The sequence below is a fragment of the Rhizobium sp. 25PS6 genome (assembly GCF_032464655.1).
Taxonomy (GTDB): Bacteria; Pseudomonadota; Alphaproteobacteria; order Rhizobiales; family Rhizobiaceae; genus Rhizobium; species Rhizobium laguerreae.
Genome location: NZ_JAWDIV010000022.1, coordinates 69,052 through 81,307, shown reverse-complemented (window position 1 = coordinate 81,307; position 12,256 = coordinate 69,052). Strand labels below are relative to the sequence as shown.

Below are 12,256 nucleotides of genomic sequence, written 5' to 3'. Positions count from 1 at the left end.
CCAAAATCTTGCACAAAAAGATCTACGGCAGGTGCATAATCATCGTAAACCAGATCTAAACCAGGCCGTGCAATCACGACACGTTTCGATGCGGTTACGTATCATACATCAATCATTTGCCTTGGCGTTTTATACGGGTTAGGTCTGTCGCAGCAGCAATTGTAACCAACCTTTCAAGCTGGGTATCGAGATGCAATTTCTTCTGGACTTCATTATTTCGATCACCAGCCTGACTATCGTCGGGTCCTACGCGTGGTCGTTGCGAGGCCACTTCAACTCACCGAAGATGGAAGCCGGAGCAAAGCTGATCACCATCGGCGTCATCGCGACGACGGCGTTTTTCCTGTACCTGGTTTGGTCCGGGACCCAGATGCTATGGGTACAAGTAGTAGGACTGGGATTTGAAATCGGGTCGGCGGGCTTGTTCTGGTGGGCGGTGTCGGCCTCGCGACAGGCCAGGTTGCGCTTCGTGTTCACTCTCGATCATCCAGATAGTCTTGTCACCGACGGTCCCTATCGCTACCTGCGGCACCCTTTTTACACGTCCTACCTGCTCTTCTGGTCGGGGTGGGCGCTGGCATCTTGGTCGATATGGTCGATCCTGCCGGTCTTATTTTTTACGGTTGTCTACGTGATTGCAGCCCGCAATGAGGAGAGGAAGTTCTCCCTATCACCGCTGGCATCCGAATATGAAGCCTATCGGCGCAAGACGGGCTTGCTGACACCGTGGTTCGATTGGCGGTAACCTGCTTCCGAGGGAGGGTACGCATGGCGGAACCGCGTCGGACGCGATGAAGCTGTACCACGAGGCAGCGGCTCGACAGGCGACTGACCTCTCGACGATGCGATAAAGCAATCAGCGTCGAAAGCCTCCGACCGATGGACTTTTCGGACTGCTCCACGGAAACTGTCGATCGTGGCCAGGCGAGTGTCGTTGCCTGCAACAAATCCAACTTGAACACATGGCATTAATCCGACGCCTGGCCCGGCTGTCGCCACGGTGGATCGCCGGGCGCGAACTCCCAAAGCAATTGCGGTTCGCGCTAACTATCACCTCGAACCCGGTCCGCGGTAAGCCCCTCAATCAAGCCGCGACCCGCGCCTTGGCGAAGCGCTTGATCGCCTGTTCCAGTGGCCGTTGGCCGTCGCAATAGTCTTCCCAGGCCGACGATTTCGCCAGAAGAGCAGGAACGGTGCGGATGGTGAAGCGCTTGGGGTCCAGGTCCGACTTGACCTGGGTCCAGGTCAGTGGCATCGAGACGGTGGCGCCCGGCCGGGCGCGCGGTGACAAAGGCGCCACCGCCGTCGCCATCCGGTCGTTGCGCAGATAGTCGAGGAAGATCCGGCCGTTCCTCAGGCTCTTCGTCATTTTGATCAGATAGAGATCGGGATTGTCGCGCGCCATCTGCTGGCACACATCGTGCGCAAAACCCTTCGCTTCAGCCCACGAAAGCGGCTTGCGCTTGTTGACCGCGAGCGGAGTGACAACGTGCAGACCCTTGCCGCCAGTCGTCTTGCAAAAGCTGATCAGGCCCAGCGCGTCGAGACGGTCCCGCATTTCCCGGGCCGCCGAAACCACAGCGGAGAACGGCACGTCCGGACCTGGATCAAGGTCGAAGACGAGACGCCCGGGCACCTCGGGCTGATGCGGTTCGCAATTCCAGGGGTGCAGCTCGACCGCGCCGATCTGCGCGACGGCGGCCAAGCCTTCGACCCGGTCGATTTGCAGATAGGGCTTTTTATCGCCGAAGACCTTGACCAGTTCGAGAAGGTTCGAGGTGCCGGGCATCGCATGGCGCTGGAAAAATTGCTCGCCGCCGATCCCGTCGGGTGCGCGGATGACCGAACATGGGCGTCCCTTGATGTGCTCGATCAGCCAGGAACCGACGGCTTCGTAGTAGCGGGCCAGCTCTTCCTTGGTGACCGCTTCGCCGTCATTCGCATCCGGCCATAGCGGCTTGTCCGGGTTTGAAATCAGCACCCCCATGACCTCGGCTTTGGCGCTTTTTCGGCGGACGGGCCTGGCCTTCGCCTGCACCGCCGGCTGCGGCACGTCAGTTCGCGCGGGCTTCGCCGGCCGTTCAGCCTTGACCTCTTTCGCCGGCTTGTCTTCCCTCAGCCCCTTGAAGGCCGCCTGCCGGACAATACCGTCTGAGGTCCATCCTGCGAATTCGATTTCCGCCACGAGCTCGGGCTTCAGCCACGTGACCTCGGCCTCCTTTTTCGGTGCGCCGACACCGGTGAAAGGCGATTTCGCCGTCTCGAGCGCCTTCAACTTCGGCAGCAGCGTTTCGACTTTCTTTGCGCCATATCCAGTGCCGACGCGGCCGACATAAACGAAGTGGTCGCCACGATAGACGCCGACCAGCAGGGATCGGAATTTCCCGTTGGTCTTTGCGTAGGCGCCAATTACCACCTCATGGCCGGCGCGGCATTTCGACTTCGCCCAGCTTTCAGTACGGCCGGATTGATAGGGTGCATCCGCTTGTTTGGAGATGATGCCTTCCAGCGAGAGCTTGCATGCAGACCGGAGAACTGCATCGCCGCCAGTCTCGAAATGTTCGACGAAACGAATGCGCGGATCGCTGCCGGCGTCGGACAGGAGGCTTTGAAGCCGCGCCTTGCGCTCGACGAGCGGCAGAGATCGCAAATCCTCCCCTCCCTCATAGAGTAGATCGAAGGCGAAATAGACGAGTTCGCTGGTCTTGCCTTCCGAAAGGGCAGCCTGCAGGGCCGCGAAATCAGGAGCGCCACTATCGTCGAGGGCGCAGATCTCGCCGTCGATGATCGCATCGGGCAATGCCGATGCCGCCTCGGCGATATCGGGATATTTTGCAGTCCAGTCGAGCCCTTTCCTGGTCTTCAGCGTCGCCTCACCATCCAGCACGCGCATCTGGATCCGGTAACCGTCGAACTTGATCTCGTGAATCCAGCCGGTGCCTGCCGGAGGGCGCTCCAGGGTCTGGCAGAGCTGCGGCGCAATGAAATCCGGCAAATCGACCTGTGTCACCGTCTTGGAGTCTCCTCCAGTTCGGGCATCCTCTTTTCTCTCGTCGGCAGCCAGTCCCTGATTGCTGTCCCAGACCGCATCGGCCCGAACATCGCCGCCCTCGACCATGAAAGGCTTGGGCTTTCGTCCTTTGCCGGCCGCGATCATTTCCATGGTTCGGCCGGAGGCAACCGATGTCTGATTTTCTTCGAGGATAGTCGCGCCGTTCTCGTCGACGGAGAACTCGTCGTGGTGTTTGATCAGCAGCCAGTTGGTGCGCTTGCCACGGTCGCGATCGTTGCGCATCCGCACCAGCACGAAGCTGCCGTGCAGGCGTTTGCCTTCCAGCGTAAACTTGAAATCGCCTTTTGCCAGCGCCTGCTCCGGGCTCTTCTTTCCTTCCGGTTCCCAATAGCCCCGATCCCACAGCATGACAGTGCCGCCGCCATACTGGCCTTTCGGAATGGTGCCTTCGAAATCACCATAGTCCAGTGGGTGATCCTCCACCTCGACGGCCAGCCGCTTGTCGTGCGGATCGAGGGATGGCCCTTTCGTGACAGCCCAGGACTTGAAGACGCCGTCCAACTCGAGTCTCAGATCGTAGTGCAGCCGGGTGGCATCATGTTTCTGGATGACGAAGCGACGGCGGTTGCTGCGCGTCAGGCGCTTTTCACCGCTCGGCTCGGCCGTTTTTTGAAAATCGCGCTTCGATCGATAAGTCGATAGTTTGTCGCTGGCCATAATCGCTCCAGAAAGCAGCCCCGACAGCGAAATGCCGGCTGGCAGCTGGAAGTTCCATCAGGGCGTTTATACCGGCGCTCATCGGGAAAACGCGCGCTTCGGCAAGACCTCGCCTCATCGGAGGCGAGGTCATCACTGATACCCTAGATGGCCGCGTGACGCGCTGGCCGGGGCGGATGCGGAGCGGGCTTCCTCTTCCACGGGACCAGGACGGCCGGCATTCCGACTTCGAGACAGGCCGCCACGAAGGCCTCACGCGCGACGATGCCGGGAATGATCCCGTTAAGCGCGCCGCGGCACGTCTTCACCGCTCGCTCATGGCGCTCTCCATGACGCAGCGGCCATTCGTTCTCGAGAAAATCCAAGGCGTCGTAAACGCCTGTGAAGGTACGCTCTAAACCGCACTGCAGCCGGATCGTCACCGGCCGGATCCATGGAACATCGTTCAGCGGCATCTTTTCCTCCTTTCATGCCACCAATGGTCCTGACGAAATGATATTGTGGCTGGGCGCCGACGGTTCAAGGACCGCCGTGAAGCGTCTCTCAGATGATCTTCTCGATACCGGCATTGGCCCGTCCAGCTCCTGTAGCGCCTGCCTCGGCATGCGTCCTGGGATCAACCCGCCGCAACTGTCAGAAGATAGAGCGGTGAGTATCGGAACAAAAAATTCACCTCACCAAGCATCGTTATCCAGGCTCAAGCGTTAATCGCTACCATCAGGATGCAAAGATGCGCTGGGATCAATGGCTGTCCGTTCTCGTCATCACGCTGATGATGGGTGCGTTTCTATGGGATCGTTATCGATATGATATCGTCGCCGTGAGCGCACTTCTCATCGCGATCATTATCGGGGTCGTCCCCGCCAAAAATGCCTTTACCGGCTTTGCCGACGACATCGTCATTATCGTCGGCAGCGCGCTCATCGTGAGTGCGGCGATATCCAGATCGGGGATCATGGATGTCGCCTTGCGCAGATTTTCGCCCGAACGACGTGGGCCAAGGATGCAGCTGATCATCTTGGTTGCCATAGTCGCAGCCCTGTCAGCCTTTATCAAAAACATCGGTGCGCTGGCGATCATGATTCCGGTCGCTGTGCAAATGGCGCGAAAGTCAAACGTATCGCCGTCCATGTTCTTGATGCCGATGTCTTTCGCCTCCCTGCTTGGAGGGCTCATGACGCAGATCGGCACGTCGCCAAACATCATCGTGTCCCGGGTGCGCGAGGAGATCACCGGGCAGCCGTTCATGATGTTTGACTATACGCCTGTCGGCCTGGCGCTCTCGGTCGCCGGCGTTGTTTTTCTGGCGCTCTTCTACAGGCTGCTGCCTGAAAGATCGCGTGTAGAGACATCGATGGACGAGGCGGTAGCGATCAAAAACTATACCACCGAAGCCAAGGTCGCAGCGCCGTCCGGGGCGATCGGGCAGTCGGTCAGCTGGCTGCAGAAACCTGCCGGCGGCGATGCGATGGTCACCGCCATTATCGGCGGCGGCGGGCAAAAGCGCACGCCCCTTCCCGACACCGTGCTCAAGGATGGCGACCTGCTTATTATCGAGGGCGAGCAGAGCGCGCTCGACAAGATCGTCAGCGAAGCCAAGCTTCAACTGTCCGATCGCAAGCACCAGCCGGAGGCGCGCCGCGACATAGGTTCTGTCGAAGCCATTGTCGGCGAACATTCCCGATTGATCGGCGTCAGCGCAAAAGACGTCTCGCTTTTTGACAATACCGGCCTCAACCTTCTTGCCGTCAGCCGCCGCGACAAACGCTTCACCGAGCGTCTGGGGGAGATCAAGATCCGCAACGGGGACGTCTTGGTCCTGCAGGGCAACCTGCAGAAATTACCGGATCTTTTGCGCGAGTGGGGATGCCTACCGCTCGTCGAACGAAATCTGAAGCTCGGCAGCGCCCGCAATGGCCTGGTCCCCGTCATCATCCTCTTGGCGACGATGGCGGCCACGGCCTTTGGCGGGATCCCCGTTGCGACGGCGTTTTTCGCCGCAGCTTTTTTGATGGTGGTCACCGGATCCATCCCTTTGCGGGAAGTTTATCAGCATCTCGATGCGCCCATTCTGATCATGCTGGCCGCTCTCATTCCGATCAGCGACTCGCTCAGGACCACAGGAACCACCGACATCATCGCGGACCTCCTCTCGCGAACCGCCGAAATGCTCCCGCCCTTCGGTGCGTTGGCTCTCATCCTGGTTGCGGCCATGGCCGTAACCCCGTTTTTGAACAACGCAGCGACGGTTCTGGTCATGGCCCCGATCGCCGCGACCTTTGCCGAGAAGCTGGGCTTTAGACCCGATGCTTTTCTGATGGCGGTGGCAATTGGAGCCGGCTGTGACTTCCTCACCCCCATCGGACACCAGTGCAACACGCTCGTGATGGGACCGGGCGGATATCGGTTTGGTGACTACGCGCGATTGGGTCTGCCGCTCTCGCTCATTGTGGTGGTCGTCAGTGTGCCGATCCTGCTATTGGTCTGGCCGATCTGATTGCACCTGACCGGGCGTTGCGGCGACCGATAGAAGTTTCGAAGCCGAGATGTTTTCGTCAAGCAGCGACGTCAGGAAGAGGCAAGCCCAGGATCTCGGCATGTTTACAAAGCTTCTGCCAAGCCACCTCGCCGACCGGCACGCCCTCTTCCAACGCCGAGCGGCGCTTTCGTGCGGCGCTGTCGCCCGGCATGCGAACGGGGCCATTGTTCCAGGGCGCCGGAGGATTGCTGCGGCATGCAGAGGCGAGAAAGTCAGACTGCGCCGTAAAGGCATCCAGCCCGGCAAAAAAGGCGGGATCGATGACCTGAAGGAAAGCGCTTTGCGAAAAGACACCGGACGGCGTGTTGGCCCGTCCCTTGCCGGAAAGCCCCTGCCCCAGCAATTCGACGATCAGCCCGAGCCCAAAACCCTTGTGCCCCTTCAACTGGCCGCCAAGAGGCATCATTGTCCCGCCCCGTTCGGCCACTTCGCGTGGATCATCGGTCGGCTCGCCTGCGGCGGTGAGAGCCCAGGCCTCAGGAAATTTCTTGCCGGCCTTCGCCAGGTTTTGCGTCATGGTCGTGGTGGTGATCGAGGCCGAGACGTCGATCAGGATTGGATCCCTGGACGTCGGGAAGCCGGCCGCCATCGGGTTTGGCGTCAGAAGCGGCTTCGTGCCGCCATAGGGCGCGACACGGCTCGCCGCGGGATGCGAGACCGACAGCTGCACGATCAGACCGCGGTCGGTGACCTGCCGCATGAAGGCTGAAAGAGCGCAGGTATGGTGGCAGTTGCGGATCGCGGCGGTGACAACGCCATGATCGCCGACCCGTTCGCAGGCCTGCTCGATCGCCTTCGTCAGCAGCCATGCGCCTGGGAGGGATTTGCCGTCCCAAACAAAGGCTGCGCCGCGGTCATTGACGACCTCATAGCTGCCGGACTTCGCAAGGGAACCGTCCTCCAACGCCTCGACGTACCAGTTCAAAAGGCTGACGCCATGGGTTTCGTGACCGATCATGTCGCCTTCCACCAGCACGGCGGCAGTCGTTTCGGCCTTGTCGGGCTCCATGCCGGCGCGGGTCAATATCTGCTCGGCGAATTGGGTCAGGGCAATGCGGTCAATCAGCGGCATAGGCATTCCTCCCTCACGTCATGGAAAGCACGGGCCGCTATTTGCGGGCGGCCCGTGCTTAAGTGCGGCAACCCGGCTTACTTGAAGCGGATCTGCGACAACTGCAGTTCGGAATTCGTCGCGATCGTCGGCTTGAAGTCGAGACGCGGCGAGACGCGGGTGAAACCGACCATGTGGAACATCGGGATGTCGGCGATGATTTCGGTATTCACCTTGGCGAACAGCTCCTTCCAGAGTTTTGTTCGCTCGTCGCCGGTGGCAGACGTCGCCTTGGCGATCAGCGCGTCGACGGCAGGATCGCGAACCATGGAGTGCGAGCCGTCGGTCGCGTATTTCACGAATGCGGTGAAGACGGGATCGCCGGTCGCATTGTCGTGCTGCGACTGGGTCAGAGTCGGACCGGAATCGGCGACAAAGGGTGCAACGAAGTAGCCGTTCCACACGGAAACGTCATACATGTCGAGCTTTACGTTCAACCCAACTTCCTGAAGCATTGCCATCATCGCTTCCATCGCTTCGGTGGCATTGGGATATTGCCCATTACGGCCGATGATGCGGATCTCGCGATCGACCGGCACGCCGTCCGTTTTCGCTGCTGCGACCAGTTCCTTTGCTTTTTCGGGATCATACGGCCAGGCGGGAATATCGGCATTGTAGCCGATCGTGGTCGGCACGACGAGCTGTGTCGCGATCTTGGCCTGTTCGGGGAACAGTGTTCCGAGCATCGCCTGACGATCAATAGCGAGGTTCATCGCTTCACGGATGCGCCGGTCGTTAAGGGGTGCTGCGCGCGTATCGATGCGCAGCGATGTCGTCTCCGAATTCGGATAGGCGAAATCGGTTTCCTTGTTGGTGGCATCCTGCACGGATACAGCCGGGACGATATCGGCTTCGCCGGCATCGACCATGGCGGCAGCAACGGCGCTGTCGGAGCGGAACAGATAGGTCGCCTGTTCCACCTGCGGCTTTTCCCCCCAATATTCCGGATTGCGTTTCAGCACGATCGACTGGCCGATTTCCCATTTGTCGAACGTATAGGGGCCAGTGCCGATCGGCTTGCGGGTGAATTCGTCTGCTGGTGTCGCCTCGGCCGATTCCACGGCCATCACGGTCATCAGAAGCGGAAGAATCGGTTGCGCCGGTTTTGTCGTAATCCGGATCGTGTTGGCATCCGGCGTTTCGAAGCTGAACTCGGTGCCGCCGAAATATTTGCCGCCGGTCTCACAGCTGAGCTTCTTGTTCTTGTTGCGCTCGATGGTGAACTGGACATCTTTGGCGGTGAACGGCTTGCCATCGTGCCATTTGACATTCGGGCGCAGCTTGAACTCCCAGGTGTCGTCGTCAATCTTCGACCATTCCGTCGCCAGGCGGGGCTTGAGGCCGCCATTGACGTAGTCGAATTCCACCAGCATCTCGTTGACGTTTTCAGAAATGACCCGGCCGACGTCCTGGCGGGCAGCCATACAGGGCTCGACGACATCGACCGTTTCGGCAAGCACAATAGTGACGTTGCTCTTGGCATCCTGCGCCTGAGCCGAGCCGAAACTCAGCGCGAGCACCGTTGTTGAAAAGCAGGCAGCTAACAAATGCAGTTTCATTTCGTTCTCCTCCCATGCGCCTTTGGCGCTCCTCACAGTAAATCTGTGTCCCGTTTTCCGGTGCTCCGGCATCCACTCGGCAGGCGCGAAATTTTACCCGGCCGAAGCGATCAGTTCGCGCATCATCTCGACTTCCTCGTCGGTAAGATCCGTCAGCGGCGCCCGCACCGGACCGGCATCAAAGCCGCGCAAACGCACGCCTGCCTTGACCGCAGAAACAGCATAACCGGCCTTGCGATCGCGGATGCGGGCAAAGGGATAGTAGAAATCGCGCAGCATCTGCTCACAGGCCGCGTCTTCACCGGCGAGGAACGCCTTGTGGAATCTCAGTGCCGTTTCAGGCACGAAATTGAAGACCGCCGAGGAATAGGTCGGCATGCCGGCTCCGCGATAGGCTTGAGCAAACAGTTCGTGTGTCGGCATGCCGCCAATATAGGAAAGGCGGTCCCCGAGCGCGATCGTGACACGGCGCACCGTATCGATGTCGCCGGTTCCATCCTTGAAGCCGATCAGATTTGGGCATTCGTCGGCAAGCTGAGCAAGCTGCTCGGCCGAAACCCGCGCCTGGCCACGATTATAAACGATGACACCCATATTGGTGGCCTTGCAAACGGCCCGTACACGCGCGGCAATGCCATCTGCCGGCGCCTCGGTCAGGTAATGCGGCAGCAGAAGAATGCCGTCCCCACCGGCCGCCTCGATGTCGCGCGCCATGTCGCAGGCAATCCGCGTGCCGTAGCCGCATCCGGCAATAACGGGCGCATCGCCGGATACGGCGCGGGCGGCCTTTACCACCTCAACCACCTCACCCGGCGTCAGCGAAAACAGCTCGCCGGTGCCGCCGGCAACGATCAGGCCGGCAACGGGGTAGGATGACAGCCATTCCAGATGCGCTGAAAATGGCTTGGCGGCAAACCGGTCTTCGGCATCAAAAGGCGTGACAGGGAAGGACAGCAGGCCGTTGCGAATGATCTCGCGAAGTTCAGTCGGGGCAATCAATTTGGCACTCCTTCAATTGCGCAGGTCTTGGGGCAACAGGTCCGCGGGGAAATTCTGGTAGGCGACGGGTCGCAGAAACCTGCGGATCGACATGGTCCCGACGCTGGTCGCGCCGAAGTTGGTCGAGGCCGGGTAGGGTCCGCCATGCACCATGGAATCGACAACCTCGACACCGGTTGGGAAGCCGTTGACCAGCACTCTGCCCGCCTTCCGTTCGAGGATTGGCAGCAGGTCGCGGGCAAGGCGAAGGTCGGCGTCGTCCATATGGATCGTCGCGGTCAACTGTCCCTGGAAGCTTTCGGCAAGGGCGAGCATCTTTTCAGGAGAGCCGACGCGCACGACGAGGCCGAGAGGACCGAATACTTCTTCGCTGAGCGAGTGATCGGCAAGCCAGGCCGAGCCGTTGGTCTCAAACAGGTTCGGCGCTGCGTCGCGGCCGGCACTCTCTGCAGCGAGAACCGGCGCGACGGCATTGCTTGCCCGCAGGCGGTCCACGCCGTCGTGATAGGCCGTGGCGATGCCTTTGGTCAGCATCGTCTGCGGCGCCACCTTTTCAAGAGCCGCCTTGGCGGCACTAATGAATTTGTCCGCCTCCGGTCCGTCGACGACGACGGCGATACCGGGTTTGGTGCAGAACTGGCCGGCACCAAGCGTCAGGGAACCGGCCCAGCCTGAACCGATCGCCTCCGCCCGGGCAGCGGTAGCGGCCGGCAGCAGGAACATCGGATTAACGCTGCCCAATTCGCCGAAAAACGGGATCGGCTCAGGGCGCTGGGCGCAAAGGTCAAAGAGCGCCCGCCCGCCGGCAAGCGAGCCGGTAAAGCCAACGGCTTTGATGACCGGATGGGTCACCAAAGCCGTTCCGACATCACGGCGGCCGCCCTGGATCAGACTGAAGACGCCGGCCGGCATTCGGGTGCGTTCGCTAGCAGCGGCGATCGCCTCGGCGATGATTTCTCCGGTGCCGGGATGGGCTGAATGTCCCTTCACCACGATCGGGCAGCCCGCCGCAAGCGCGGCTGCCGTATCGCCGCCGGCGGTCGAGAACGCCAGCGGAAAATTCGAAGCGCCGAAGACGGCGACGGGGCCGATCGGCCGTTGCACCAGGCGGATCTCGGGGCGCGGTGCCGGTTGCCGGTCCGGTTGCGCCGCATCGATGCGCGCGTCGAGATGCGCGCCCTTGCGGATATGCTCGGCAAACAATCTGAGTTGGCCGGTGGTACGAGCACGTTCGCCGTTGAGCCGGCCCTCTGGAAGTCCGGTTTCCTGCGTTCCGATGAGGGTAACGGCCTCGCCACGCTTGTCGATCTCCTCGGCGATTGCCTCGAGGAAAATGGCGCGCTCCTCGCGTGTCGTTGCCGAAAATGCTGCAAAGGCAGCTTCAGCAGCGCGGCAGGCGCGGTCGACCAGTTCCGTTGTGCCGACAGCGAAGTCATGTGCCTGCCCATGCGCCGGCTCGGACCGAAATGTCGTCGTTCCGGCAATCCAATCGCCGGCGATGAAATGCCTGCCTGAAGGGGTCCAGTTCATTGCGATTCTCCTCGGCGGAGCCTTGCTCCGTCCTGATTCCGTTGTTCAAGATGCGCCGCGTTAGCGGCCATTCACCTTCCGCCATTCGGCAAAGAGCGTCAGATTGCTTTCGTCGGTGGCCGGGTAAAGGCCAATGATCGTATGACCTTGCTTGACGCGTTCTGTCACGAAATCCTCGTAAGCGGTCATCTCGACTGCTTCATCGGCGATCTCGTCGGCGATCTCGGCTGGGATGACAATCACGCTGTCGTCGTCGCCGACCATGATGTCGCCTGGGAAGACCGCCACATCGCCACAGCCTATCGGCACATTGATGTCGATCGCCTCGTGCAACGTCAGGTTCGTCGGGCTGGAGGGACGGTGGTGATAGGCGGGGATATCGAGGCCGCCGATCGTCATGGCGTCCCGGAAACCGCCATCGGTGACGACGCCGGCGCCGCCGCGCATCATCAGGCGGGTAATCAGGATGTCGCCGGCAGAGGCTGCGCGCGGATCCTTGCGGCTGTCCATCACCAGAACAGCGCCTTCCGGGCAAGTCTCGATCGCAAGCCGTTGCGGATGTTTAGGGTTGCGAAAGACGTTCATCGCGTTGCGGTCCTCGCGCGCCGGCATGTAGCGCAGCGTGAAGGCCGGTCCGACCATATTGCGGCCCTTCGGCTGGACCGGCCGAACATCCTGGATCGTCTGGTTTCTCAAGCCGCGCTTGAACAGGGCCGAGCAGAGCGTCGCGACGGAGACACCCATCAGCTTTTCACGGGTTGCGGGGTTCATATTTCCTCCTCCTCGTT

General features: G+C 60.7%; 9 protein-coding genes. 2 read left to right on the top strand and 7 right to left on the bottom strand.

The annotated features are described in order from the left end of the window. Positions 1-190: 190 nt before the first annotated feature. Positions 191-745 carry a methyltransferase family protein gene (locus RWK44_RS27660; RefSeq protein ID WP_168281492.1) on the top strand — a complete coding sequence of 185 codons (555 nt, stop codon included), beginning with the start codon at positions 191-193 and terminating at the stop codon, positions 743-745. Positions 746-1,084: 339 nt separating this feature from the next. On the opposite strand, the gene ligD is transcribed toward RWK44_RS27660, so the two are convergent. Together ligD and RWK44_RS27650 are read right to left on the bottom strand one after the other, a co-directional pair. After that, entirely contained in the window at positions 1,085-3,730 is a 2,646-nt protein-coding gene (gene ligD, locus RWK44_RS27655) for a DNA ligase D (protein ID WP_077980687.1), read from the bottom strand. A gap of 143 nt (positions 3,731-3,873) precedes the next feature. Next, positions 3,874-4,185: a DUF982 domain-containing protein gene (locus RWK44_RS27650; protein WP_077980686.1), complete on the bottom strand. Its 312-nt coding sequence runs from the start codon at positions 4,183-4,185 to the stop codon at positions 3,874-3,876. 275 nt (positions 4,186-4,460) lie between these two features. Between RWK44_RS27650 and RWK44_RS27645 the strand changes: the two genes are divergently transcribed. Next, the gene (locus RWK44_RS27645) at positions 4,461-6,227 is read left to right on the top strand and encodes an SLC13 family permease (protein ID WP_316029684.1); all 1,767 of its coding nucleotides are present in this window, start codon (positions 4,461-4,463) and stop codon (positions 6,225-6,227) included. Positions 6,228-6,285: 58 nt separating this feature from the next. Here the strand turns inward: RWK44_RS27645 and RWK44_RS27640 are convergent, their stop codons facing one another. From RWK44_RS27640 to RWK44_RS27620, 5 genes are all read right to left on the bottom strand, one after another. Next, positions 6,286-7,347 (bottom strand): Ldh family oxidoreductase, encoded by a 1,062-nt coding sequence (locus tag RWK44_RS27640; protein ID WP_316029683.1) that lies wholly within the window; start codon positions 7,345-7,347, stop codon positions 6,286-6,288. A 71-nt stretch (positions 7,348-7,418) separates the two neighbouring features. Next, positions 7,419-8,939, bottom strand: coding sequence for an ABC transporter substrate-binding protein (locus tag RWK44_RS27635; protein WP_077980683.1), 1,521 nt, complete (start codon positions 8,937-8,939; stop codon positions 7,419-7,421). 93 nt (positions 8,940-9,032) lie between these two features. After that, positions 9,033-9,938, bottom strand: coding sequence for a 5-dehydro-4-deoxyglucarate dehydratase (locus tag RWK44_RS27630; RefSeq protein ID WP_020046975.1), 906 nt, complete (start codon positions 9,936-9,938; stop codon positions 9,033-9,035). Positions 9,939-9,950: 12 nt separating this feature from the next. Next, positions 9,951-11,468 carry an aldehyde dehydrogenase (NADP(+)) gene (locus tag RWK44_RS27625; protein WP_316029682.1) on the bottom strand — a complete coding sequence of 506 codons (1,518 nt, stop codon included), beginning with the start codon at positions 11,466-11,468 and terminating at the stop codon, positions 9,951-9,953. Between the two features lie 60 nt (positions 11,469-11,528). Next, complete coding sequence (locus tag RWK44_RS27620; protein ID WP_020046973.1) at positions 11,529-12,239, bottom strand: ribonuclease activity regulator RraA; 711 nt, start codon at positions 12,237-12,239, stop codon at positions 11,529-11,531. Positions 12,240-12,256 lie beyond the last annotated feature (17 nt).